This is a genomic window from Paenibacillus puerhi (assembly GCF_009846885.1).
GTDB lineage: Bacteria > Bacillota > Bacilli > Paenibacillales > NBRC-103111 > Paenibacillus_G > Paenibacillus_G puerhi.
Genome location: NZ_WUWM01000018.1, coordinates 23,886 through 50,013, shown reverse-complemented (window position 1 = coordinate 50,013; position 26,128 = coordinate 23,886). Strand labels below are relative to the sequence as shown.

Annotated in this window: 22 protein-coding genes; 3 read left to right on the top strand and 19 right to left on the bottom strand. The window is 48.9% G+C overall.

Features of this window, described 5'->3' with window-relative positions:
• Positions 1–16 precede the first annotated feature (16 nt).
• Positions 17–676, top strand: coding sequence for a nitroreductase family protein (locus GSF01_RS17000; RefSeq protein ID WP_159886093.1), 660 nt, complete (start codon positions 17–19; stop codon positions 674–676).
• Between the two features lie 604 nt (positions 677–1,280).
• Positions 1,281–1,430, top strand: coding sequence for a hypothetical protein (locus tag GSF01_RS16995; RefSeq protein ID WP_159886091.1), 150 nt, complete (start codon positions 1,281–1,283; stop codon positions 1,428–1,430).
• Positions 1,431–1,591: 161 nt separating this feature from the next.
• Here GSF01_RS16995 and GSF01_RS16990 read toward each other — a convergent pair whose 3' ends face one another.
• The 4 genes from GSF01_RS16990 to GSF01_RS16975 form a co-directional block, all read right to left on the bottom strand.
• Entirely contained in the window at positions 1,592–2,683 is a 1,092-nt protein-coding gene (locus GSF01_RS16990) for a LacI family DNA-binding transcriptional regulator (protein WP_159886089.1), read from the bottom strand.
• A 91-nt stretch (positions 2,684–2,774) separates the two neighbouring features.
• Complete coding sequence (locus tag GSF01_RS16985) at positions 2,775–5,945, bottom strand: bifunctional cytochrome P450/NADPH--P450 reductase (protein WP_159886087.1); 3,171 nt, start codon at positions 5,943–5,945, stop codon at positions 2,775–2,777.
• A 242-nt stretch (positions 5,946–6,187) separates the two neighbouring features.
• Positions 6,188–6,733: a 50S ribosomal protein L25 gene (locus tag GSF01_RS16980; RefSeq protein WP_159886085.1), complete on the bottom strand. Its 546-nt coding sequence runs from the start codon at positions 6,731–6,733 to the stop codon at positions 6,188–6,190.
• Positions 6,734–6,975: 242 nt separating this feature from the next.
• On the bottom strand, positions 6,976–7,413 hold the full coding sequence (locus tag GSF01_RS16975; protein ID WP_159886083.1) for a hypothetical protein: 438 nt from the start codon (positions 7,411–7,413) through the stop codon (positions 6,976–6,978).
• An 89-nt stretch (positions 7,414–7,502) separates the two neighbouring features.
• On the opposite strand from GSF01_RS16975, the gene GSF01_RS16970 reads away from it, so the two are divergent.
• Entirely contained in the window at positions 7,503–7,910 is a 408-nt protein-coding gene (locus GSF01_RS16970; protein WP_159886081.1) for a DUF6855 family protein, read from the top strand.
• Positions 7,911–7,916: 6 nt separating this feature from the next.
• Here the strand turns inward: GSF01_RS16970 and GSF01_RS16965 are convergent, their stop codons facing one another.
• From GSF01_RS16965 to uidA, 15 genes are all read right to left on the bottom strand, one after another.
• On the bottom strand, positions 7,917–8,750 hold the full coding sequence (locus GSF01_RS16965; protein ID WP_159886079.1) for a hypothetical protein: 834 nt from the start codon (positions 8,748–8,750) through the stop codon (positions 7,917–7,919).
• A gap of 45 nt (positions 8,751–8,795) precedes the next feature.
• Positions 8,796–9,254 carry a GNAT family N-acetyltransferase gene (locus GSF01_RS16960; protein WP_159886077.1) on the bottom strand — a complete coding sequence of 153 codons (459 nt, stop codon included), beginning with the start codon at positions 9,252–9,254 and terminating at the stop codon, positions 8,796–8,798.
• Positions 9,251–9,790, bottom strand: a complete 540-nt coding sequence (locus GSF01_RS16955) for a GNAT family N-acetyltransferase (protein WP_159886075.1) — start codon at positions 9,788–9,790, stop codon at positions 9,251–9,253. Before GSF01_RS16955 ends, GSF01_RS16960 begins: the two co-directional genes overlap by 4 nt.
• A 340-nt stretch (positions 9,791–10,130) precedes the next feature.
• Entirely contained in the window at positions 10,131–11,582 is a 1,452-nt protein-coding gene (locus tag GSF01_RS16950) for a M56 family metallopeptidase (RefSeq protein WP_159886073.1), read from the bottom strand.
• Positions 11,579–11,938 carry a BlaI/MecI/CopY family transcriptional regulator gene (locus tag GSF01_RS16945; RefSeq protein ID WP_159886071.1) on the bottom strand — a complete coding sequence of 120 codons (360 nt, stop codon included), beginning with the start codon at positions 11,936–11,938 and terminating at the stop codon, positions 11,579–11,581. Before GSF01_RS16945 ends, GSF01_RS16950 begins: the two co-directional genes overlap by 4 nt.
• Before the next feature lie 160 nt (positions 11,939–12,098).
• Entirely contained in the window at positions 12,099–13,445 is a 1,347-nt protein-coding gene (locus tag GSF01_RS16940) for a BaiN/RdsA family NAD(P)/FAD-dependent oxidoreductase (protein ID WP_159886069.1), read from the bottom strand.
• Between the two features lie 32 nt (positions 13,446–13,477).
• The gene (locus tag GSF01_RS16935; RefSeq protein WP_159886067.1) at positions 13,478–14,785 is read right to left on the bottom strand and encodes a BaiN/RdsA family NAD(P)/FAD-dependent oxidoreductase; all 1,308 of its coding nucleotides are present in this window, start codon (positions 14,783–14,785) and stop codon (positions 13,478–13,480) included.
• 222 nt (positions 14,786–15,007) lie between these two features.
• On the bottom strand, positions 15,008–17,365 hold the full coding sequence (locus GSF01_RS16930) for an SIR2 family protein (RefSeq protein WP_159886065.1): 2,358 nt from the start codon (positions 17,363–17,365) through the stop codon (positions 15,008–15,010).
• Between the two features lie 360 nt (positions 17,366–17,725).
• Positions 17,726–17,962: a helix-turn-helix transcriptional regulator gene (locus GSF01_RS30390; RefSeq protein WP_407945775.1), complete on the bottom strand. Its 237-nt coding sequence runs from the start codon at positions 17,960–17,962 to the stop codon at positions 17,726–17,728.
• Between the two features lie 62 nt (positions 17,963–18,024).
• A complete protein-coding gene (locus GSF01_RS30385) occupies positions 18,025–18,195 on the bottom strand; it encodes a type II toxin-antitoxin system RelE/ParE family toxin (protein WP_407945774.1) in 171 nt (56 codons plus the stop codon).
• Between the two features lie 101 nt (positions 18,196–18,296).
• Positions 18,297–19,157, bottom strand: a complete 861-nt coding sequence (locus tag GSF01_RS16915) for a restriction endonuclease (protein ID WP_159886061.1) — start codon at positions 19,155–19,157, stop codon at positions 18,297–18,299.
• A gap of 8 nt (positions 19,158–19,165) precedes the next feature.
• Positions 19,166–20,200, bottom strand: a complete 1,035-nt coding sequence (locus tag GSF01_RS16910; protein ID WP_159886059.1) for an exodeoxyribonuclease VII large subunit — start codon at positions 20,198–20,200, stop codon at positions 19,166–19,168.
• A 249-nt stretch (positions 20,201–20,449) separates the two neighbouring features.
• On the bottom strand, positions 20,450–22,831 hold the full coding sequence (locus GSF01_RS16905) for a polyprenyl synthetase family protein (RefSeq protein ID WP_159886057.1): 2,382 nt from the start codon (positions 22,829–22,831) through the stop codon (positions 20,450–20,452).
• Positions 22,832–23,017: 186 nt separating this feature from the next.
• Positions 23,018–24,367 carry a sulfatase-like hydrolase/transferase gene (locus tag GSF01_RS16900; RefSeq protein WP_159886055.1) on the bottom strand — a complete coding sequence of 450 codons (1,350 nt, stop codon included), beginning with the start codon at positions 24,365–24,367 and terminating at the stop codon, positions 23,018–23,020.
• Positions 24,355–26,103 (bottom strand): beta-glucuronidase, encoded by a 1,749-nt coding sequence (gene uidA, locus GSF01_RS16895; RefSeq protein WP_159886053.1) that lies wholly within the window; start codon positions 26,101–26,103, stop codon positions 24,355–24,357. Before uidA ends, GSF01_RS16900 begins: the two co-directional genes overlap by 13 nt.
• Positions 26,104–26,128: the final 25 nt, after the last annotated feature.

Here is a 26,128-nt window from a genome sequence, read left to right as displayed (position 1 = left end):
CAAGGGAGGATTTATCATGTCAACTTCAACTCAAATTGGTCAAAGTTCCGCTTTATTCGCCGATGTCATCCGTGAACGCCGTTCTGTGCGTGTTTATGACAAGTCTGTTCGCCTGTCTCACGAGGAAATTAAGGAGCTGCTGAAGGAAGCGACGCTTGCCCCTTCCTCCACTAACGCTCAGCCTTGGCGTTTCCTGGTGATCGAGACGGAAGAACTGAAAGCGAAGCTGCTGCCGATCGCTTACAATCAATCCCAGGTTACTGAGGCTGCTGCGGTGATCGCGGTACTTGGTGATATGGAGGGATACAAGCAACTTGGTGATATTATCGGCGAATCCGTAAAACGCGGCTATATGGCGGAAGATACGGCTAAATCATATGTGGAAAGAGTGGTTAATATGTACGCTTCACTACCGGAGGAGAGAATGCATAAAGTTCTCCACATTGACGGTGGTATTGTCTCCCAGCAGCTTATGCTGGTCGCGCGCGCTCATGGCTATGATACCGTACCGATGGCTGGATACGACGAGACCGAGTTTAAGCAAGCTTTCGGCGTCAGCGACCGATACGTTCCGATCATGCTGATTGCACTGGGCAAAGCAGCCAAGCCTGGCCATCCGACAACTCGGCTGCCTATTGAGGACATCACTTTCTTTAACGAAATGCCTGCCAACTAAGAGTGATTGAGTATTACGCAAAGAAAGCAGCCGGTCGCCCGGCTGCTTTTGTTACTTTGTAATAAACTCTACACTGGATAATAAAAAAGGTGGGCTATAAAAAGTTGATATGGGATATGCCGAGTTGAGGTGAGGTTGGGCGAGACAGACCGAGACAGATTTTTTAAAAACCTGAGTCGCACAAGGGATTAGAACATTTTCTGAAAACGGCGATTCAATTCAAAAAGCCCTCCATGCCGCTGTTTTCGATGTGATTCTCCGTAAGCCAGCCAGTTCTTATCTTCGTAATTCGACAAGACGTTATAACACCTCGTTAAAAACCGTTACGAGTATGCCTTGATATACTGAAAATCTTGATACAATGCGGTTTTGTGCTGTTAACGATTATCAGTCCACACGTTAAACAATGAACCGGAAGGGAGTAGTTTTTTATTAGAGCAATTGAACAAAACGATAAATCTTAAAAAAAGTGTTCAATTGCCTGTGTATCAATGGATTCAGGCGATATTATACCGTGAAAGAATTGAACCCTCCGGGTGTTGGAGCGCCACACAGGAGATAACGATCGTAGGAAGCCCGTTAACTCGTATGGAATCGCCTATCCTTGAGAACACTGAGACCGTCCGATATGCGTCCTAGCGTCAACGTTGGCGGCATTCATCTGGGCAATGTGAACGTATCTTTTGAATTGAAATCAGATGATCGAAATATCCTGGAGACGATCCGCCGGAACGGGCGAAAGAAAAGCCGGTAACATCCTAAGCGTGGTGAAAACCGGCTGTTTTTATGTCCTGAGCTCCTTAGCGTTGTAAATCCGCGTTTTGCTGGCGGTACCCCTTATGGTGATGTACGCCACCGAATAGAGTATTCCTGCTGCGCATAATCACGCAAAAAAGACACTTCCCTAAGCCACGCTTAGAGTGAAGTGTCCTTCTTACTGCCGCCTTCCCGCGGCGGTGCCGTTGATTCCCTGTAGATGACCTCGCCCCCCAGAAGCAGCTTCTCCGCCGGCTCCTGTCTATGCCGGATCCGGGCCTCCAGCCGCTCTACCGCCCTGCGCCCCAAGGCTTCCTTAGGTACGTGAACCGTGGTCAGAGGGGGGAGCGCCTCGTAGGCCTTCTCGATATTGTCGAAGCCGCTTACGGAGACGTCATCGGGAACGCGAATGTCCAGCCCTGCCAAAGCATCTAGCAGCTGTACCGCTATGATATCGTTGGCGCATACGAATGCGCTGGGCAGCTCTCCCTTCTTCCTTAGGCCGGTGAGGGCCGTCGTCATCTGCCCTACGAACGATCCGGAGCCTTCCAGATGAAGCAGGTTGGCCTTCTCCGATCCAGCGCCGGTATCCAGCCCCTGCTCCTCCAAAGCGCTGCGAAAGCCTAGCCAGCGGTCATAAAAGCTGCGCGAATACCGGATATTGCCGACAAATACGAGGCGCTTGTGTCCGATCGCGATCAAATGCTTGGTGAGCCGATGTATACAATCGTAATTATTGACAAACACCGTATCGGAGGGAATCAGCGAATCCTCATGGTCCACGAGCACGAAAGGAAGGCCCGCTCGATGCACGTCCAGCAGGATAGGGCTGGAAATCTCCCCTACGCCGATCAGTCCCCGAATTCCTTTGGGATTGAGGATCTGCAGAAAATGCTCGTTGCTTTGCTCCGCAATCAGCATATAGCCAAGCCCGTATTCCTCAAGCCTAGTCGATATCCCCTCCAGGATCCGTCCCCAATATAACGATTCCCTCGTCTGAAAACGGATATTCGGCATCAACACAAGCACGGACTGCTTGGCCGGATCGCCAAACCAAGCGGGAGAGTCCTGTGCCTGGCCTGCGAGAACAGGCTTGCTCGGAGAGAAATAGCCCAATTGGGCGGCAGTCTGAATGACTTTCTCCCGCGTCGTCTCGCTCACGCCTCCTTTACCCGAAAGCGCCTTGGACACGACAAACTTCGAAACTCCCATATGATCGGCAATATGCTGCATCGTAACTTTCTTGGACATTCCGCCACCAACCTAGCTCGTGTTTTCTATAGTTATCTTGTAGTATAGCATGGTTAGGTGAACTAATCCTAGTTCATGCTAACAAGATAACCTAACAAACACCAGCCCATACGTCCTTGGCATAGCGGCCCTCGTCTAGAAGGCTGCTCAACCATTGGGCAGCCTCTTGCCCGGTCGCCCCATGAACGTCCTGATAAGCTTCCTGCAAGGCAGCTTCTACCTGCGGAGCCATCCGGCTGCCATCCCCGCATACGTAGAGCTTGGCTCCCTGATCCAGGAGACGGATGATCTCCTCGGCATTTTTCCTCATCAGATGCTGAACGTAAGTCTTGGCCACGTCTTCCTTTCGGGAAAACGCTGTGTGTACGGTGACGATGCCCTGCTGCTCGAATTGCTCCAGTTCCTCCCGATAGAGCTGATCCGCTTCATTGCGGCAGCCGAAATATAAGTGGGACTCGCCCAGCTTTGCGCCTTCGAGCTTCAATGCAGAGCGGGCTTGCAGGAAGCCTCGGAACGGTGCAATTCCTGTGCCAGGCCCGACCATGATCATCGGCGTTTCGGGACTTTCGGGCAGCTGGAAGCCCGAGTCCGGCGTGCTGATAAACATGACGATGGAATCTCCGGGCTTGCGGCCGGCCAAATAACTCGAAGCAACGCCGCGGTATTCGCCTTGCCCGCTCCAGGCCGGTCCTCGGACGACGCCGACCGTTATACTGGCCTGTTCCGGCTGCACCTTCGGAGAGCTGGAAATGGAGTAATACCGGGGCCGAAGCGGCGGAAGCAGCTCGACGAACCGTTCGAACGGAAGCTCGCAAGCCGGGTAGCGCTCCAGCAGGTCCAGCATGGTCAGTCGTTGACCCAGCACCTTTTCCCGATACGTATCCTCCTGCAGAAGTGCCTCCAGCTCCTTCTTATGCGGCGGGCATATCGTAAAGGCGGCCAACTCGCGAAGCTGGGCGCGGGTGGCGGCTTCTTGAAGCTCCACGCTATCGCTAAGCAAATCCAGCACGCTGATCGGCCGATCTAGCGGCAGATGGGCGACACTGCGGCCAGTTGCGCTTATGATCAGATGCTCGCTCCGCTGCAGCCCGTATCGGCGAAGGACTCGCTCCACCTGCTTCAGATCGTTCCGGGGGAGGACACCCAGATGGTCTCCCTCCCGGTAGCTGACGCCTTCGGGCAGCGCAATCTCGATATGCCGCGTGCTCCGTTCGCTGCCTTCGCCTTGCAGCTCCCGGTTCTCCACTACGGAAGCGGGGAGCGCATCGTAGGCGTCTGCGAGCGGTGTCGCCGCCAATCCGCTGACGAACTGAACGCTCAGCGTGCTGCGCTCCTGCTGCTTCAGGCCGCTGCCCTCCAGCCCGAGCGCACCGAGCACACCCGGCCACAGCTGCTCGCCCCATTCATCGACCTGCTTCTCAAAGTCTCCGCTTGCATCGGCCTCTCCGCGAACAACAAGCCGGGTCGCCCCTTTCGCCACTAACTGTTCGTCGATATGCCTCGGAACATGCTGATAGGTGCTGGCCCAGTTATGGTCGCCGCAGCCGAATACCGCATAGCGCACGCCCTCCAGCTCGGCAGGACCGGCTCCCTCCAGCCATTGGACAAATTCCCGGGCATTGCTTGGCGGCTTCCCGTTATAAGAGGCCGATACGATGAAGACGGCCCCTTCTTTGGGCAGCTTGCCCAAACGGTCATTCAATGACGCGACCTCGCTTCGGAAGCCCTGATAGCGCGCCGTCTCCGCGAGTTCGCGGGCGATGCCTTCCGCTGTGCCCATGTTGGATCCGTAGAGAACGAGCAGCGGGGTGTTATGGGCTTCGACGACCGGCGTCTTCGCCTCTTCGGCCGGCCTCGCTGCGGGTGCAGCCGGTTCCCCGGCGGTATAAGCGAACGCAGCGTTCTGGCCCCTCCGGGGGCGAACCCGTATCGTGAATTCGTCAGGCTTTAGCGTTAGGGATTCCTTCACTTTAAGCTGATAATTGGTATGGTCTATCAGTTCAAAATGCCGAAGCACCATGCCCAGCACGAGCGTAGCTTCCTGAAGCGCAAACTGCTGGCCGATACATGCCCGCTGGCCGTTTCCGAACGGTTTGAAAGCATGGTGCGGAATCTTGCTCGGATCCTCGAACCGCTCGGGGCGAAATTCCTCTACATCGTCTCCCCACACCCCGATATCCCGATGAAGCTTGGGGATCAGAACGTTCACGCTATCGCCCTTCTTCAAAGGATACTTGCCCGCCAGCATCGTATCCTCCTTCGCATACAAGGAGAAGGCCGGCGCTGTAGGCCAAAGACGGAGAGCTTCATTCAGTATCATTCGGATGTACTTCAGCTCACGAACCTGTGCATAGCTCGGGACGGGGTCCGTAAAGACGCGATCCACCTCTTCATAAGCCTTCTGAAGCTTATCCGGATTTTTCAAGAGATAATAGACCGCGAAGGATAGCAGGCCGCTTGTCGTTTCATGTCCCGCGATCAGGAACGTAATGATCTGGTACCTGATGTTCTCGTCATCCAGCGATTCTCCCGTATCGGGGTCTTTGCCGCTCAGCATGTGAGAGAGCAGATCGTCCCCGTTCTCGCCATGGGCCTTGCGCTCCGCGATAATTTGATCGACCAAGGCAAACATCGTCTGGATATCATGCCTGAATTGTTTCTTGGTAATGACCATCAACTTGTCCTGGATGCCGAGCCGCTGGAGCTGGCTCATCGCTTCGCTTAGCGCCCGAACCATGCTTGTAATGAAAGGATGAGGCTGCTCCCGGTAAAAGCTGTTAAAGCGATAGTTGAAGCCGCATAGCCCGATCGTATCCAAAGTCAGGCGCGTCATGTCTTCAGGAACGTCCACGCTCTCATCCGGGTTCAATCTCGCCCATTTCTGGATAAGCTGAACCGCGATATCGACCATCATGCCGTGGTAACCGCGCATCGCTGTCTGACTGAAGCTCGGCAGCAAAATATGATGCGCTTTTTGCCAGTTAGGCTCGGTCGTCTCGCTTGTGAACAAGCCGTCTCCGGCAAAAGCCCGGACCTTCTGCAGCGGTGCCCACACCCTTTTATCGAATCGGGATTCATCACAAGCATCGGCAACCAGCTCGTAGCCGGAAATAATCAAATCTGATCGTCCCGGCAAATCCATACGGTAAATAGGGCCGAATTCGTCCGCCAGCCTAACAAGCGATTGGACGGGGCCTTTCAGATCCATTAACGGAAGATTGCCGAGTGGGCCAAATGTTCGGGGTTGGGGAATAGTTGTCATATGCCGTCTCCTCCAAATAAAGGCTAGTATGGGTTTAAATATACTCGGTTATTCCAATCGTTTCGCGCAGCAATCAATAGGGAATGAATATTCATTCCTATTTTAGGCTATACCAATACTTCTAGCCTGTCAAGAAAGTGCACCTGTCTTCCAGGGGCGAGAGCGCAGTCCGCCTACATCAAAAAGCCGTGCTGCAGACAAGCTGCCAGCACGGCTTCAACTTAGGAATAGAGCCGGTCAAGTTAAGGCTTAACGACCGACAATAGAAATTCGTTCTTCTCCGAAATGACCGTTACATTTTCCGAAAACGCTATATCCTGCACATGAACCGATTCCCCTACATTCATGCCGCCGATATCGTATTCCATCACGTCAGGCAAATGCTTTGGAAGAGCTTCGACCTCGATCCAAGCGCACTGAACCTGTACGACTCCGCCTTGCTTCGTACCGATAGGCGTGCCGGTGAACTTGACCGGGATCTTCGTGCGCACGATCTCGTTGGCCTGCACCTGCTGGAAATCCACATGCAGCAGATCGCGTGTAACCGGATCGCGCTGGAGATCCTCCAGCAGAACGGACACGGAGTCCTTTTCTCCCAGCTGCAGCTCGATAAAGCCGGAAGCTCCTTGCTTTAACCATTTCTGAAAGTCGGTCGCCGAGATATGAATCATTCTATTCTCCGTGTTTTTTCCAAAAACAATCCCGGGCAACCGACCCGTTCTGCGCAGATTACGAAGTCCGGATGTATTCAAACGTGTACGATTTTCGGCTTGAAATAAGGTTGTCATGCTATGCTCGCTCCTCATCATGAAATAATCTTTGTTTTCTTTCCTTACTCATAACTTCTCCCCTGATCGGGGCTACAGAGAGAAACATAGCATCACCACCTCCACTTCATTCTCCATGAACCGTTACAAGACATTAAATGTAAAATCCCCCCACATATGCAGGAAGGCACCCCACTCCGAAGAGTGGAATGCCTATGAGATACTCCCACCATATCATAGAACGACTGGTTTGTCGAACCAGCCTATGTGCTCATCTTCGCGTAGATCGGGAGGTTCATCCGGTGCATGTTCCCTTGCATCTGGCTTGCCACCATTTGCTGGCTATCCTGCCAGCCGGCTAATCCGTTGATGAGCCCTGCGGATAACTGGGCCAGCAGGATGGAAGCCGCATAGACAAGTGTGATATGCCCCAATGTGCGCGCCTTGGCCATTCTCCCTATACCGAGTAAATAGACCGACGTGAATAGCCCAAGCACGATCCAGGCGGGTGACTGTACAGACCATTTCCCCTCCGCTCCAGGCCAAAACCACACAGGTACAGGAAGCGTTTCTTTCCAGTAGCCGGAATGGATGTATTCTCCCCAGGTCGCATAAGCGGGAATCATCATCAGTATGACAACAATAACAATCAGAACCATATGGTTTGACATGGAACGGTAAGCCGCTTTCAATGAATTCATAATGCCTCCCCGACCGGAGATTTCCGACACGGATTATGGTATGGTGTAACTAGTTTATATGGTAACAGAACAAGCAAAGGAGCCAGGATATGTCGACAGCGATAGGCACCAAAGAGCATCCATGGAAATTAAAAACGCCTCCTCTTACTTCCGAATATGAGATGTATAAAGATGAAAAAGATGGCAAAGCCATTCTCGTCTGCACGGTAGGCAAAACCATCCTGCATTACGATTACCGCTGCATTGACGACTTATACGCTATGCTCAAGCAGCATGGGGATTGGATAGAGCTGGGCAGCGCGGATGAGCAGAAGCCGGCCAAGGAAGGTACCGTCGAGGCATGGGGTCGTTCTCCTGACAACCCGATTGGCGGTTGGTATGGCTTGAAGAAAGGGTTCCGCGGAAGATTCGGCATGTACATCCCCCCACTGATGGAGGCATTAGGCCTTGCCGAAGTCGAGCATAAGCCAAGGAATAACCGAATGAGGGCACGGTAAGGGAGCTTATCCCCACATGATTCTGGTGGCCTCCTCCTTGAGGCCCATTCCTTCCAATTCGACTGCGATCCTTTCCCTTAATTCCGTTTCGGCCTGCAGCTGAATATCGCGGACCACGGCGAGCTTGGAGAGGTTATTCGCGGTTTGTAAGAAGGATTCAAGCTCGGAGATAGTAACGAACCGGTCTCTTGGGATGGGAAATCGAATGAATGTCACAGCCTCCGATAGTGGTTCGGAAGTTACCACGCCCAGTCCGTCTTGAGTAGGTATGGCGATACTTTCTTGTCGAGCTTCACGGACGCTCCTCATATACATGAACGGATTCTCGATATCGGGGAGAACGATTCGCTCCCTTAGTCGGCTTATCACCTCTTCCGTGATTCGTTTGTTCTCATCCGCCTGCACATAGGGAGAATGATTTGCTTCTTTCTCCCACTCTTTCTTTTGGACTAAGTACGTCTGTTCGTCGGCAAATCTATTATAAAACAACGCATCGTCTGTCAAATTCACACGCAAAAAATCACGAAGGTTTGCAGCTATAAGCTGTGTAGGCTGATCAAAGTCCATGGGGCTGACACAAACAATAGGCGCCTGCTCCAGATCGCTGACCGAACCAAAATCCGTTAGGAATCCATAATGAATGCCATCGACACCGATGCTGCCAAATACCACCACATCGCAGGGCGTACTGAAGTACCGATAACCCTCCCCAGTCAGATTGAATTTAAGCCCATCCATCATGCTCTTTCCTTCCGCCGTTAATTCCCGATCCAAGTCGATAAGAATTTGCAGGGTAGGCGGTATTTTATATTTGCCCCAATTAACATCGTTCGAACTCAACCGCAAGCCCTCCTCTGGACTCTTCGACATGTAGACCTGTTGCTTTTACTCCAGGGTCAGCTCCATCGGCTCTGTACATCGTTTGTAGCCAAGTCTCGAATAGAAGGGCACGGCTTCATCACTGGGCCATACGATGATGAACTCCATTTTATTGTCCGTTGCCCATTCCTGTACAGTTCGGAACAGCTGACTTCCTATTCCCCGTGACCGATAGTCCGGATCCGTGTAGACGTTCGTCATGTAGGCAAACGGATATGTAATTCGCCCCGGCCGTGGCACCTTGTCGATCAATTGAATGTACAGATGCGACACAAGGACTCCATCCGTCTCCGCCACCCAGATATGCCACCGCTCGCCCCGTATCGCCTGCTCAAGAAATACCCGGCATTCCACGGCAAACAGCTCGAATTCATCCTGGATTTCCGGCTGATGCTCCAAAGTAAATTCCCAGCGCATAAGGATAAGTGCCGGTATATCTTCTTCCTTCGCCCGTCTTATGTTCATGATTGATCTCCTTTAAATTCGTGTTCCAGGATAGAATATTGAAAGGAATCATGCCATTTCCCTTTATGACGCATATGCTCGCGCAAATGTCCCTCGTATCTCATACCGATACTCTCCATGACTTTAGCTGAGCCTCGGTTGTCTGGCCGACAAGTCGCATAGATCCGATGCAGGCCAAGCTCCTGGAAGCCCAATCGCAGCAGCGCCCTGGCCGATTCTGAGGCATATCCCTGTCTCCAGTACAGAGGATGGAAGCAATAGCCGATCTCTCCCTGCCCAGGCTCGGAAATGTGAATGCCGCAACCGCCTATGAGCTGATGGCTCGCCTTCAAAACTACCGCTAGCTCGTAGTCTACGCGCGGCTGCTGCCGCTGCATCTCGATAGTCCGGTCTATAAACGCAGCTGTCTCTTCCTCTGTATTCGGCCCCCAGATCATGTAGGCGGCCACTTCCGCATTCGACGCGTATTGATGGACGTCTGCCGCATCGCTTGGTGCGTATTCCCTGATGATCAAACGATCCGTTTCCAGCCTCATGGGCTATGCTCCTTTCCTAGACCCGCTTTTGGATAAAGACAATAAACTTAGGTAAAAATTACCTGACGGGTATTAGTTTGAATTATATATCCTGCGTCTGGATAGATCAATTGGAGTTAGGAAGAGGGGGCCTTGGGGGAGGACCACAGTTTCTCTCAATTTATGGATCATTTGTATAACCGCCCCGTGTCCCTAGGCTGACCAAAGCGGCCGCTAGCTCCGCTTCAAGCCGCCTCCGCTGACCAGCAAAAAGCATCGACCCAAAAGGCCGATGCTTTTTGCCTAACGGCTAGACCTGGATTCTCGAACCGCCGGCAGTGATAGAGACAGCGAATCAGCCTTAGCCGGGATTACTAGCCTCCTTTATGGACAATCCGTTTAAGCGATCAATCAGTTGCCGCAAGCTTGCTTCGTCTGCGGCATGATTGCGGACATCCTCTCCGAACCGTTGATTGACCTGTTCTCTTGTAAACGTATAGCTGTAGGCAGCCCCATCACTCAGGTCCGTGTTGTCCACCATCGAATGGGTTATGCTATCGACGTTATCAATCAGGCTTAAGAGCAGAAGGGAATTGCGGTAAAAAGCTTCTCCGCTTATTGCTCCTTCCTTTGCCGCTTCAGTGGAGTCACTCCTAACGTAATTAATGGTCACTCCATAAGGCTGAGCTTTCGTTTGAAGCTCCAATCCGGTAACCTCCAAGCCTGCCGGCTTGGGCATTCCTCCGATGAGACCACCTACCTTGACATGATTGCCCACATAAAGGGTTTTGTTTTTTATAAGCTTGTCTAAATGATAGCCGAAGTAGGTTGGCTGCGATATGGGGAGCGGTGGCTTAGGATTGGCTGTACATCCCACAACCAAGGCTGCGATAACAAGCATATAAACTGCCATCATCCTAGAAGACGGCTGGCGATAAGCGAGAATATGTTGAATTCTTGCCTTCACATTCCTCTCTCCAAAAGCAAGCGGACTACCGGTCAGCAGCCCACTTCTGCCCATAGAAAGAGAAAGCAAGGAGGTCGAGTAGCTTCCTTTAATCTGCTGCCCCATCTTATTGATGACACTCTCATCGCAAGACATCTCCATATCTTTACTCATATGCGCATAGGACAGCCACATAAGCGGGTTAAACCAATGAACGATCAGCAGCATAAATGCAAAAGGTTTTATCAGATAGTCCCGTCTCCTGATATGAGTTTGCTCGTGCAGTAAAATATAAGACAGCTCATGCTCGCCCATGCCGGTCGGAAGGTAAATAGTCGGCTTCAGAAACCCGCAAACGAAGGGTGTAGCAATCTGGTCAGTCTCATAGATATTATCTTTGACAAGAGTTGCGGTTCGGACTTTGGCCCGTATCTTCAAGTATGAACTCACACTGTAAAGGAAAAGAAGGGCTGCGCCCGTTATCCAGATTATACTTCCGATCTCTATAAGGATCTGCAGGGGATTTACGCTTGCCATGGAGGCAGCACCTGGAAGAGATGAATATACAAAAGTGCTGATCCGGCTAATTCCAGCTTCCACAACCGGACTTTTCTGCATCCCCATACCCTGCGGCATAAACTCCATGAAACTTGTGCCAGCTTGGGCCTCGGGCTGCAGCAATCGTAAGATACTAAAGCTTGAAGCGAAACTGGTGGGAATAACCAGTCTGATGATAACGGCCGACCATAATATATAGGAGAATAGTTTAGGAGCGCGCCTCAGCAAGCATCTCGCAATCATAACCGCAAATGCGACATAGCTTGCCGTAATGCTCATACTAAGGATACTAAGAAACAGGTTCGTCATCTGGTTGCCTCCTCAATAATCCGCTTCAGCTCTTCTGCTTCTTCTTCGGAAAGCTTCTTTTCCCCTAGAAACGCGGTTAAAAACTGCGGCAGCGACCCATTGAAGGCTTTTTCAACCACCGTCTGGCTTTCGTATTTCTGTGCATCTGTTTTCTTAATAATGGCAGTGACCATCGCTTGCTCGTTCTTAAGGATTCCCCGCTCGCAGAGCTTTCTAAGAACCGTATAGGTCGTGGACTTCTTCCAGCCTAACTTGGTCTGGCTTAGCTTTACAAGGTCTGTAGAATTAATGGGTTCATTGTCCCAGATCAGACAGGCAAATTTATACTCGGCATCGAATAATTTGTACGGTTCCATTCGGATCGCCCCTTAATGGGTTTATTTCAGTAAACCTTATATCGATAAGTTTATTGTAATAAACCTCACTTGTCAAGAACCGGCGAAAACAAAAACAACAGCTGTCGTTGTGATAAACGATAGCTGTTGTTTCTGGAGGGAATAAGAACGTACAGGCTAGCTAGGAGTGAATACCACCAATCTTCTTACGTCGCGCCGGTAAGGAAGCGGCAAGCGCCGTCGCGGCGGCATAGCCTGAGCTCCAGGCCCATTGCAGATTATAGCCGCCGCAATCCCCATCCACATCCATGACCTCGCCGGCCAAATAAAGCCCCGGCACTAGCTTCGATTCCAGCGTTCCTTCTTTTAGCTCCGACGTATCGATGCCGCCGGCCGTCGTTTGTGCATTCGTGAAGCCATTGGTATCGGTCACAATAAACTCCCAACGCTTCATAAGCCGGTACAAGATTTCCTTGGTTTTCCACGATAAATCTTGACATAGCAGGTTCAGCTCTTGATCGATACCTGCCTCTTTCAGCAGGACGGGGATCAGTTTCTTGTTTAAGATGCCAATCAGGGAAGCCGCAACCGTCCGGTGTCCGAACATTCCCCAGTGCGTATCAAGAAAATCGACGACTTCTTCCTCCGTGCGATCTGGCATCAAATCAAGCGATAAGATCACCTTTTCCCCTCTTGCGAGTTGAAACGCAGCCTTCCGGCTTAACTGGAGAATCGGCGGGCCGGAGACGCCGTAGTCCGTAAATAGAATTTCTCCATATTCGCTGCGGATGAACTCGCCGTTTACGATGATATGGCTCAGTCCCTCAAATTTGACGCCGGACATCTCCTTCAGATATGGATATTCCAGCTTCAATTGAACGATACCGGGCACAGGATTGATCAGGGTGTGTCCTAGCCGCTGGGCAAGCGTGTAACCGGACCCATCCGTTCCTGTTTTTGGGGCAGTAAGACCGCCCGTACAGAGGAAGAGATAATCGCTGGTATACACGACATTACTCTCTGTCTCCGTCTGGCACAAAATCGTGAATCGCGGATGTTCCTTCGACACGGTAACATCTAATACTTTGGTCTTGAAGTATATCGGAACATTCCGATCCTCCAACGCAATTCGGAAAATATCCAACACCGATGCAGCCTGCAGCGACATCGGATACATCCGGCCATTCTCCACGGCGATCAACGGAAGACCGAGTGTGTTGAAGAAATCGACGGTTTGCCGGACGCCGAATTGCTGCAGCACAGGCAGTGGAAATTCCGCTTGATTGCTGTGATATTTGCGCGATAAAGAGACTGCTTCGTCCGTACCCGTCGCCGTTGATTCGTTCGTAATGTTGCAACGCCCATTGCCGGTTGTTAGTACCTTCTTTCCGACCCGGTCATTGCTTTCAATAATCGCGGTATCGATCCCCAGATCCCGTGCAGTAACGGCAGCCATAAGGCCCGAAGCCCCCGCACCGATAATGAACAGCTTGTGGTGTTTTGAGGATTTAGATTTGGATTTAGACATAGGTGGTGGATGCATTCCTTTTTTCAATGGTTTCATCTGAATATGCGCTTCCCAAGCGCCATCGCGGCCACATAACCGGAGCTCCAGGCCCATTGCAGATTGTAGCCGCCGAAGTCTCCGTCCACGTCCATCACCTCGCCGGCCAAGTAGAGCCCAGGCACGAGCTTGGATTCCAACGTGTCCGCGACAAGTTCTTTCGTAGCGATGCCGCCGGCTGTCGCTTGCGCGTTCTCGAAGCTACGGGTATCGGTCACTTTAAAGTCCCAACGCTTCAATATTTTATTAAAGATCCCTTTGGTTTTCCACGAGAAATCCTGGCAAAGCAGGTTCGGGTCAATTTTCGCTTCCTTCAGCAGGACGGGGATCAGCTTCTTGTGTAAAAAACCGGTGAAAGATTCCGCGACCGACCGGTGTGCGAACGTCCCCCAGTTCATCTCCAGAAATTGTTTAACCTCTTCCTGTGTGCGGCTCGGCATTAGATCGACGGACACAGTCACGGAATCCCCTCTCGCGAGATGAACGGCAGCGGTCCGGCCGAGCTGGAGAATTGGCGGGCCGGAGAGGCCGTATTCGGCGAAATGAATTTCGCCGGTTTCGCTGCGGACGACTTCGCCGTTCACGAGGATGTGGGCTCGTCCCTGAAGTTTGATGCCGGACAGCGCCTTCAGATGCGGATATTGCACCTGCAATTGCACGATGGCCGGCACAGGCTTAACCAAGGTGTGCCCCATACGTTGGGCAAGCGCGTACCCGGATCCGTCCGTTCCCGCATTTTGACCGGTAAGACCGCCCGTACATAGAAACAAGTATTCGCTGGTATAGACAACCTGCTCCTCCGTCTCGGTTCGGCATGTAATCTTGAATCGCGGATGCTCCGTCGATACGGTAACATCCAGCACTTTATTGTTGAGGTATACCGAAACGTTCCGTTCCTCGAGAGCAAGCTCGAAAATATCCAGCACGGATGCAGCCTGCAGCGACATCGGATACAGTAAGCCTTCTTTCAATCTTGTAAGTGGAAGTCCGAGTACATTGAAGGTATCAATCGTTTGACGGATGCCGAACTGCTTCAGCACGGGCAGCGGGAATTCAGCCTGGCTGCCGTAATACTTGCGCAATAGAGCCGCGGCTTCGTCGTCCGCACCTGTCACAGTGGAATCATTTGTAATATTGCAGCGGCCGTCGCCTGTCATTCCGATCTTCTTCCCAATGCGGCCGTTACTCTCCAATATGGCGGTATCGATACCCAAGTCTCGCGCAGTAACGGCGGCCATGAGTCCTGATGCGCCTGCACCGATAATAATCAACTGGTGGTGCATGGATGCCTGATGATCGTTCATGATTGGTCGATGCACCCCTTTGTCTAATTGATTTATACTAGCAAATTTGATTTTTCTGAAAGAAACGATGCGCTTCATTAGATTATAGCATGAATGTAAGCACCGCTTAAACCTGGCAGTATGCTCCTGATTACGTCTAGTACGGAAATATCCCAACCATGGCGAAAATCCACAACCGGAAACGGTTGTGGATTTAACGTGGAGCGACATTACTTAAATAGTTTAAACCTTAGCATATTCATACCCCTCAGATATTTCCTGCAATTTTTCACATATCTTCTTAGCTTTATCACATAATTCATGGCTGGGATATTCAGTTATATAATCTTTGCAAGTATTCAGTAAAAGTGAGGCACTGTAGTCCCTTTTCTTACTCTCTAAAAGCTCGTTATTAATATATTTATAGTTAAAATGCAAGTCTAAAAACAATGCCTCGTACCCAAGCATGATAGCCTCTCGTTGATTAAAAAACCTTGCCTTACCGTCTTTCTCTAAATTATATAACAAACAACAAATCAATGAGGTAGTTAAAGCGGCTTTATATCTAATTGGTTTACTTCCATCAACATAAGACTTCTTGGCCCAGTTATATGCCTCATCTAATTTTTGTTTGTCAGTGGGAAATAAACGATAAATGGTTTTAGCTCTCTGCAACCAATAGTGCATATCGAAACTTAGCTTTCTTTCTAATGATTCGTAAACCTGAAAAATTAAATGCCCGGCTCCGTGCTTACCCCCAAATAATTGATTTAATGTATCAAATAAAATTACTTCGATATACATTCTATATCTCTGTCTGTCGTTTTTTAGTTTTAGAACAATCTGGTTAATACTTTCAATTATTTCGTTTTTAGATAGGTTGTTTAATATAGTAAGCAACGCAATTTTACTATTGTGCACAATTTTATAAGAAGAATGAGTGTTGGTTTCATTCCGATCTACCGGAATTTCCTCTATTAAAGTTGGTAACCTTTCTATAAAACTTTGAACTTCTCTTGGTGAAACTCCTAGGGCATACGCATCTGTCAGGTAAACTTTATCTAAAACGCAAAGTAATAATATTAAAATTCTTTCTTTATCTGTTAGTTTCTTATGAAAATCAAAGAATGTTATGCTTACTTTTTGCTCTTCTGATAGTCTTACTAAGTAATCAATGTTGGTATTATTTCTTCTCCGATTTATTAAACCGTATGTATTAGATAACTGCCGACTTATATTTAACTCAGCCTCATCAAAAAAACTGGGTATTTCGACCATCTCAGCGCTCATACTATCTAAAATATAATTATCATTCGAATTCACTGAAATAACAATTTTATTTTCTCTATCTTCCAACAAGTGTTGGCTATTAGCCACAAATTTATATGCACTCGAAGAAAGAGAGTTACTATCAAAAACGAATAGCGACCTTTGACACTTTGTGAACAGATTAAAAATTAGTTCTTCATCAACCTGAGATGTTGACGGAAAAAAGTAGGTAGTGTATTTCTTCTGGCGTTCTAATAATGAGCATAAAAGATACGTTTTCCCGCTAAACCTTCTCCCCCTCACTACCACACATTCATTTTGATCAATTTTATTTTCAAGGTTTTTAATAATTGATCTATGGACATGAAGCCCACCTTTATAAAAGGCATTTATCTTATTTTTAAATATATTCGTCCCCGATATTAATTCAATTGCTTCTTCCCTTTCACTCTTATCAATCACCTTTGGATTCGTATAACTATAAATAGTGGCTTCAGCCTCCATTTGTAGCGACTTTGTTTCCTTAATAAACTCCCGATAAAACAATTCATAGTCTGAAACAATCAACACTTGGTTTATTCCGTATTCCTCTAAATTTGATGCCTCCAAAAAAGTAGGTTCTTTGCTCGTAACATAAATACGTAGGGTGCTCTTGGTATCCTCTATCTTCTTATATATATATTTCAAATCAGGTTCATTCTTCAAACTACAACCGATAAATATTAAATTCTTTTGCGAATAATCACCAATTAAATTATTCGAAAAGTCCTTATTTAGTTCATTTGTGATAGATTGAAGATATTGCTCGTCACTAAATATTATATTTTCATAGTCTTTATACGTAACTTCGGTTAATGCATCACCATGTAGTTTATACAATAGCCTTATTGAAGTGTCTGGTCTATTTAGTTTTTTGTACGGTAATACAGTTTGGAATAGTTTTGTTCTTTCAATACCATCATCAATATTTAATGTATATGCATACGGCCACTCTAATTTTAGAAAGTCTTTTCGATAATCATTAACTTCTACATGTGTAAAATGGTCTCTAAAAAACTCCAATCTTTTTTCTGATGGCACTAGCTTATAGAAATATTTGGAAGTTTCATTAAAATCAGAGTCCTCTATATCATTCAATGTGATTTTATCGCAATTTTCTAGTATAAGTTGCTTCATTATACTTGTAGCCTCATTCCCATCAGGCACAATTGAACTAAAAGACTTACAAGATCTAGTGAAACCGGAACCGAAAATTGGAATTAGATTCTTATCAAGAAATAATTGTGTAATATACTTAATACCTTGATCTTGAGTAAAAAATGAAATACTCATACCTGTCACCTCTTTTTCCCGTAATAATATACTAGTGGTTGATTACAACCTGACGCAAGAAATTATAGAATCTAAGTAGATATTAGAAATGGCCCTGCTGAAACAACGATGTAAGACACTCTTCTCTTGCCACTCCGATAGTTACTCAGGCTTCATACTGTGAAAGGCATCGGCCATTTCCTTAACAGAGCTAAACCGTTCTCGATTTTGCAACCAGTCCTTTAAAAAGGAACATTACTTAACCGCTTGGCTCTGACTGCAGAGCACATTTCCATGTTTCTTCTCTATAAGGAAAAAAATCAACCTTAGTGAGAGCGTATACCCCATGCTTTACTTCGTAATTTATGAGTCCCAGCTTTGTTAAATCAGGATCGTTGCAGCCGCTTCAATACCGTGCAAACTTAGATTCATTCCTAGAACGGTCGCTAATCGAAATACTGTATGTAAGCAAGGTATGGACCCGCCATTCTCGATACGTGCAATAGACTCTTGGTGGAGCCCCACCTTGTCGGCTAGCTCTTTTTGGGTCCCGCCTAGTTCAACCCGCCTTTGATGAATGGCATTCACTAATTGCGCGACAGCTTCAAGCTCATTCATACGCGTTGGATCTATGGACTTGAGTTCCTTCTTCTTCTCACTCCAGCTTCTCATAATCCATTTCACTCCTTCTTCTTTCTTGAGAGCCAATTGTCTATTCTTCTTTTGGCTATCGCAATTTCCCTGGGTGACGTCTTTTGTGTTGTTTTCGAAAAATGGTGTAATAAAACAAAATACTCCCCATTCCAACCGAAGAATAATATTCGGTTACTCCCTGGACGAAGCCCCCAAATATCCCCTGAGATCCGTTTCGTGAATTTCTCGCCTGCTCGTGTCCCTTTTGCTCTAATTGGACTCTTGCATTTTTATTATTGGGGGCTGCAGCATCACATTCTTAGATCGCTCTTGTGTTTCTGCATTTAGGAAAATTAGTGCACCCAAGAAAATCATCACCTTGCTTACTCTTGCGCCGCACCATAGGCGCACCGCACTTACATGACACACTGCTAGTCGCTGCCATCTCCTTCTTAGCTTTAGATATCACGGACTTCGCAACAGACCCACTCTTCTCAATAGGACGTGTCTTTTTACTCGGCTGCCATTTTCCCCAAGCTCTTAACTTCTGCTCAACTAAGGCTCCATGCCAGTAGTCCACCTTAAACTGTTCCGCCTCTTTCTTAGCAGGCTGAGTGAGATCGGAGGTAGTAACTAGCAACGACAAGATACAATCATGGTTCCTCTTAGCCCCAACAAGCTCTCTTACCGTCATAACTGGAACCAAGTTGTGATCCGCGTAACATTTAGCCTGAACAGCAGTCTTCTCACCTCGGCCATCTACGATAACAAGGTCAACCCCTCCATCGTTACCTCCAACACCTACTTCTTTCACTGTGTATCCCTGATCTCGGAAGTATAGAGCAAGCAACCGCTCAAACTCAGCTCCAGACAAGTCATCCAGTCTGCTGGTTAGAATAAGTTCGTCTGCTCTGCAGCCTTTCGAAGAACGTCTCGAGCCAGTCTGCACTGGTTTATTTTGAGAGGACTGTCGCTTGGTCAGCTTCTTCTTGCTACGCTTTTTTCTCGTCCAGATTGCACCAATGATATCGGCCACGATAATCGAGCCGAATAATATCCCGAAGAAAAATCCCCAGTGTAAGCCTGGAATATAAAAGTACAGAGCAAGACCGCCTATAATGAAAATGCCTCTAAGGAAGTAAGCGAGCTGCCTGCCTTCCGCATAATATGTTCTAGCCATCCGCACACCTACATGCCCTTCAATATATTTTCAAATACTTTTGGTAGAACAGTAAAGAAAATTGCACCGGCAACCGCTATAAAGAGAATGGTTAAGCCAAGCTTCACAGCAATAGAGCCAGAGTTAGATTTTCGAAACTCTCTCGTCCGCTTGTTTACCGCCTCGTACGGCCTTCGATAAGTCTGCTTATTAAATGAAGCAGTTTGTTGGGTGCTCTGAACCGACTGGCCTAACATGTCAACTAAGAATCGTGCTGCTTTAGATGGCGTCGTTTCCGAACGATCAGCTGCCTTATCAGCAAATGTGTTATTATCCGTATGTCCAATGCCAACAATTACTGGAATCCTCGAGTCATGGATAGCCTTCACCACACTGGGATCATTAAACACAACAAAGTCACTCTCATTACCACCGCCGCGGATGATCATAATTACATCGTACTTTCCGACAGAAGCATCCGTAATCCCTTGAGCAATACCATTGGCATCACTTAGTTTGACAGGCACAATCTCATGCTTAATGCCCTTGCGCGCTTTGAAAACCTCAATCACGTCTCTAATAACTTGTGATTGTGGAGAAGTGACCAGGGCTACATGACAATGACTTTTACCACGGAGAGCAGCGAAATCATCTTTATACTTATCTAGGTAACCTAATTCAATGATTTCATTAGCCGCTTGCTTTTTAGCCTCCAGGCGCATATCCTTGCCAAGCCATATAGCCGAAGATACCCTGAACTGAAAAAGTCCATAATCAGGCGAATTGGACGTTTCGAATGATCCGCTGAATTTATAATAGTTCTTAGTTTGCAACGTCTTCGCAATATCTACTGGTACAATAAGCTGTAGAGGGTTTTCATTGTCACCGTATGCTTTAATATACTGGTTGCCTCCGTAAATCTTATTATGAATGTAGCTTACCTCGGCTTGTATATGGAAAACTTTTTCTTTCATCTCTTTGCTGGCTGCCCCTTTTACGATTTGGAGCAAGTCCTTATACGCATCTGATAATGGGACTATATTTGATCGTTCATTTTGTACCATTCCTGGTTCCTCCTAAGACTTTAGAACTAACTCCGTTACTTACTTCGCCATGATGTTTCCTTCTCCTTCCTAATTAGATAAATATTTAGAAAATAAGGAAAGCATCCTTACGGATGACAGGCGTACTTTATACCCTACAGCCACGTCGTTTTCTGCCTAACCGGACATAGGCAACGATGTCTTCTAAAATACACAAAAAAACCGACACATTGGCCGGTTTCCATGTTGGTGCCGTGTACGAATCTGCCCCTAACGCTCCCTCGTAATCATGTAATTCAAGACAAGCTTCAGAAAAGTAGCGCGGCGCGGCATTTCTTTCAATACTTCCATGGCGCGGCAGTAGTGCTCCCACATTTCTTTCTTGGCCCCTTCCGGCCCCAGGACGGTCACGAATGTCGAAGTACCGTTGGCGGCATCTTGGCCAGCGGGCTTCCCGAGCAGGCGATCATCCCCCTCCACATCAAGCAAGTCATCCTTGATCTGAAAAGCTATACCCGCATGATAAGCGAATGCTTTCAAAGTCGAGATTTCCTGCTCGCTAACCCGAGCGAGGATGGCAGGCATAACCAAAGCGGCCTCAAACGCCAGTCCTGTTTTGTAAAAGCAGATCGTATTCAACTGCTCCAGGGTTAACGTCTCCCCTTTGCAGCTCAAATCCATCGCCTGCCCCACACACAGATCTTCTGCCGTTTGGGCCGAATATCTCATTAAAGCAAGCACGGTTTGGGGGTCGAACTGATCCAGGGGCGCTTGTTCCTGGGTCGCCCTTTGAATCAGCAGAAGACCGGTTAATTCCGCAGTCGCGCTATTATGCATCTGGTGAAGCGTGGAACGGCCTCTCCGGGTAGACGCATTATCCTGGGAAGGTAAATCGTCGAAGATCAGAGAGGCGGTATGCATATACTCCAAGGACCTCAATAGAGGAGTAATGGATGACGGCTGCAGCCCATATGCTTGGACGCCCATAACTCTGGTCAGTATCGGCCGCAGACGCTTCCCATCTCCTGTGAGGCTGTAATTGGCCGCATCGATCAGCGTCTCCTTCATTGCCGGAGCTCCCTCGGGCTTCGCTATCTGCAAGCTGCTGTCGATCTGCTCGCGCGCCGCTTGGATAGTCTCGAGAAATTGCCCCTTGACCATCCGCTCGTTTTTCAGCATGGTGACCAGTTGGTCCCGAAGCAGCTTATCGAAAAAATCCACGTCGTCCGCTTTTTGAACCATTTGCTGGACAAGTCGCTGGAACTCCGGGCTTCCGAAAGCAAAAATCTCCATCAGACGGTGATATTCTTCCGTGCCGATACGAGCTTTGCAGCGTTTCAGACCATTGATGGCACGATTCAGAATCACCTCGCGGGCCTTGTCATCGGAATGATACACGTTATGGATCAGATGACAAATGACCGACCAGTACAACTCAAAGGGATTCATTAGATCGGAGCGCTGATCTCGGTAAGTTAAATAATAGGTATACGGGGTTACGGCGCCGGCTTGCCTATCATCGAACACATCCGCAAAGTCGTCAGCCAGTTGATTGTAGATGCCAAAATAGAAGGTTCGCTCCTCAAAATCCTCGTCCAAGGCAGCATCAAGGACGGAACGGGCGATCAGCCGGGAGGATGCCGACTTTAGAATGACCGGGATATAAAGCTCTTCGTTCGTGTACGCCGCATGGGACAGAACCTTAGCACGATCCAATTCCTGAGACTGAAAAAAAACATAAGCCTGCTCAAAAAACAGATGTCGCGTCTCCGGTTGCTGATGACGCTCGATGTACTCAAAAGCCTCCTTCAGCTCGGCATGTACGTACTGAAGCATGGCCCGCTTGTCTCCTGCCCACTCACCCGGCTCCGGCACGGCTCGCGTGAGAAGTGCCGTCCGTATCATACGGGAGTATTGCGCTTTCTCTGGATCCGTTAAGATCTGAGCATCCAGAAGATCGTCAATGAACGGGTAGGTCAGACCGTAGGAATAACCGAGCCTTATGGCTTTATCCAGTGTCCGGACACGTTCTACAGACGATTGATCGTTCATCTCTTCCATCGCATGCAGGACCACGCCTACTATGATTTTGATAAGCTTGCGCTGAGCATGCTCGCGGTTCATTTCCTCGGGAAGGTGGGCCGATACAGCCCTCAGCTTGTCGATCACCCAGATCACGGCGGACTCCACGCCTTCCTTCTGTGCCCATCGATACAGCTCCACCACACTGATAAATTCCGGCTGCTCCTCCCGGTCAGTTGCTGTGGAATGAACCAGGCGATGCTTGAAGTCGGCAGCCGCGCGCTGAATCCTGGCCTGCGTATCCGGCGAATCCATAGCTTGGCCCAGATCTCTCAGGTACATATAAGTAACGCTTCGATCCAGGTAGTCACCCAGCTTGTCTGTACGGTTCAGCCATTGGATATATCGATAATAGTCCCCACTGTCAGGCTTTCTCTTTCCTCGCGATAAAAAGGATAACCATGACCGTCGAGGCACATGGCTTCGTTTCCACAGTCCGATGTCTTCGGTCAGGATAGGTACATACGTTTTTCCCTTGACCTGCTCATATAACGATGCAAAGTAGCGAGCGGCCTTCTGCTCAGCTTGCCGATAACAGGTGTCTTCATTAACGATGTATGGCTCGATCATAGATGTATCCCTCAATTTCCGCAGTATGAACGCTATGCTTCATAATACGAAATAAGATTTTTCGGGTTACACCTGCATGCTGAAGCAGAAGGCTGGCGATCGTAATGGTAGAACATAACAAAAACAAGCCAGCCCCTGTAAAAAAGAGCTGGCTTGGCAAATCCACAAGTGGGCGCGAAGATGTAACTACCTTCCACCAAACGAACCGAACTTCAATTCTTGCGCCCGCAAACGAAACTGCTCAACTTGTGCGGTGTACTCGGCATCCTCCAAATAATTGACGGTTTCCTCCGGATTACGCTGCATATCGAACAACACTTCCGGCATATCCGGCCCATAGAACTGATATTTCAAATGATCGCGTTTAATCATCAGGTTAGTGCCGTTAAATTGCGAGATCGTTTCATTATCCCAATTCTGCGCGTCCCCTGACATCAGCGGAACTAGACTGCGGCTATCCAGCCCTTCGGGCTCAGGAACACCGGCAAGCTCGCATAGCGTCGCGAATAAATCGCACAAGTTGACGTTTTCCTCTACAATCCGGCCGCCGCCGAACGATTTCGGGTAGCGAATGATGAGCGGCACTTTTACGCTCGCTTCGAAGAACTTTTGCTTTTCCCATATACCATGTTGGCCGAGCATTTCCCCGTGATCTGAGGTATAGATGATAATCCAGTCATCCAGCTGCTGGCCGGCATGCTCAAGCGCTCGCAGTACCCGACCATACTGGTCATCGATCGTTTCGATCATCCCGTAATACGCAGCCGTCGCCCTTCGCAGTTCGCGCTCAGACACGTCCTTCCCAGGTTTAACCGCACGCTGACTTAAGAAAGGATGCGGGAATACCTCTTCATCGGCATAGGGCCTCACTCTATTTAAATAATAGGTAAACTTCTCCTCGCTCGTAAAGTACGGGTAATGAGGCTGCAGCAGGCTAACCTTCAGCAGAAGCGGCATGATTTGCTCACGGTCGTAGTAGGAGCTGCAGAAGTAGTTTTCGATGAATTGTACCGCACACTGCACGGTCATTTCATCATGAGTGACGCAAGGGCCGCGCCCTATGCCAGAGCGGTATATTTCTTTAGCATCCGACCACTTGAAGCCCGGCAGCACATATCGGTCATATTCGGACGATACTTTGTCTTCTATAAACGTCGGTGAAATATCCATATCCCCATAAAGCCGATTCGTCCAGCCTTGCATTTGATCGGTTCCCATATGATGCAGCTTCCCGCTGACGACGGTCTTGTATCCATATTGCGCAAGTCGGCGGGAGAACGTCATATGCCCGGGAGCCAAGTCTTGTCCATATACCTCACAGCCTGTGGTTCTTGGAAATTGTCCGGCCATCATGCTTTGTCTCGCTGGAATGCAGATGGGGGCAGGGGTGTACGCATTACGAAATACCGTTCCTGTCTCCGCTAGTCTATCCAGATTGGGGGTCCGAATCACTTCGTTGCCTCCATATCCGGTTACATCGGCTCGATGCTCATCGCTCATCAAAAACAAGATGTTCGGCCTTTTCATCGCTTCCATAGTTCTTTCAGCTTATGCGCTGCAAGCTTCGGCTGGCGGTCACGGGTAAAGACTCCCTTCCGATTCACAACGACCCTTGATGGCGTCTGACTCGTCTTGAAATCGGCGAATGACCATACATGAGCTCCGATGGTATAAGGCTTGCTTTTAATAATCTCATATTGGCGAGTCGTCATCTCCGCCTGATACTCCTCAGAGAACAGCTCCGGGGGGTCCACATGCACGCCAGCTACCGCATCCGCGCCGAATTCCGTAATCATGACGGGCTTGCCCAACACTTCAAAGCAGCGATCGAGCTTCTCATCCAATACGCGGCAGCCCTCGTCCAAGCGGCCAGCCTGCTCGTACCAGCCGTGATAGCGGTTGAGGCTCACGAAGTCGTAATGCTTGAGCGCCACATCGCCCTCCACATCCAGGCAATTCACAATCGTAATCGGACGCGAATCATCCAGGGACTTCGCATGATCATAAAGCGACTTATAGAAAGCATCCGCCTCCGGAACGAACGTATCCCCTTCATTGGCCAAGCTCCAAGCGATAATGCACGGGTGGTTGATATCACGGTCCACCATTTCCGTAATCACCCTTTGGGCTTTGTCCCGTATCGTATTCCCTTGATAATGACTGCGTACGAAGCCTACGAATGGGGTTTCTCCGATGACAAGCAATCCTTTTCGATCTGCATAATGCAGAAACTCATCGCTGTAAGGATAATGCGAGGTACGGATCGAATTCGCTCCGATCCAATCTAGCAGATTAAAGTCCTTAGCGAGAACGGCAGGATGCATCCCCTTGCCAAGTACCGCAAAATCCTCATGCATTCCGAACCCGGTGAGAAATATAGGCTTCCCGTTCAGCAGCAGCTTGGTCCCTTCAATCACAACAGTTCGGATACCAAACCCTTGCACATACTGGTCTACGACTACGCTTTGTTCATCCAGCAATTGAACCTCCAATTCATATAAGAAAGGATCCTCCGGGCACCACAATCGAGCTTCTGCGACGGTGAGGCTGCCCTCGATCTCTACTTCGGCTTCACTTGCTTCAAGCTTTCGGCTCCAACTGGAGTCCGTCCCTTTGATGCTAATCCGGCATGCTCCGCCGATCCTATTCTTCATCGCAATACGAACGTTGACCTCTCCATCACGGCTGGATACCTTCGTAGACGTGTGAATATTCTCGATATAGGAATCTGGAGTCGTAAACAAAACAACCGGCCGATTAATGCCGCCATAGGGGAAAAAATCATAATAATTGCTCGGATACTGTCCTTTAAAGCCTATGATCATCTCATCCTCTGCAACAGCGCCGGGAGGAAGACGATCCGGCATAATTCTGGCATCGACACGAATCGTAATCCGGTTGGGACCGCCCCATGTAATAAAATCCGTGATTTCAAACACAAAGGGAAGATGTCCCCCTTCATGCTGACCTACCTCAATCCCATTCACCCATAACGTAGACAAATAGTTAGCGGCGCCAACCCTCAGCCATATTTTATCGGAGCGGACACTTCTGGGAAGTTCAATCTCCTTCTCGTACCAGCCCGTTCCAAAGAAGTACATCAGGTCTTGGTACTGCTCATTCCAGCTCGCTGGGACCGCTATTTCCCGGTCGCTCGGCAAGCCGGAATGCCATCCTTGCTGTTCCCCATTATTGTCAGGATCGGCGGCAAATTGCCAGAACCCGTCTAAAGAAATAAGCGTCCTCGTTGGCGTTATTTGTGGATAAAGCATCTGAATTCCCCCTGCTTGAATGGCT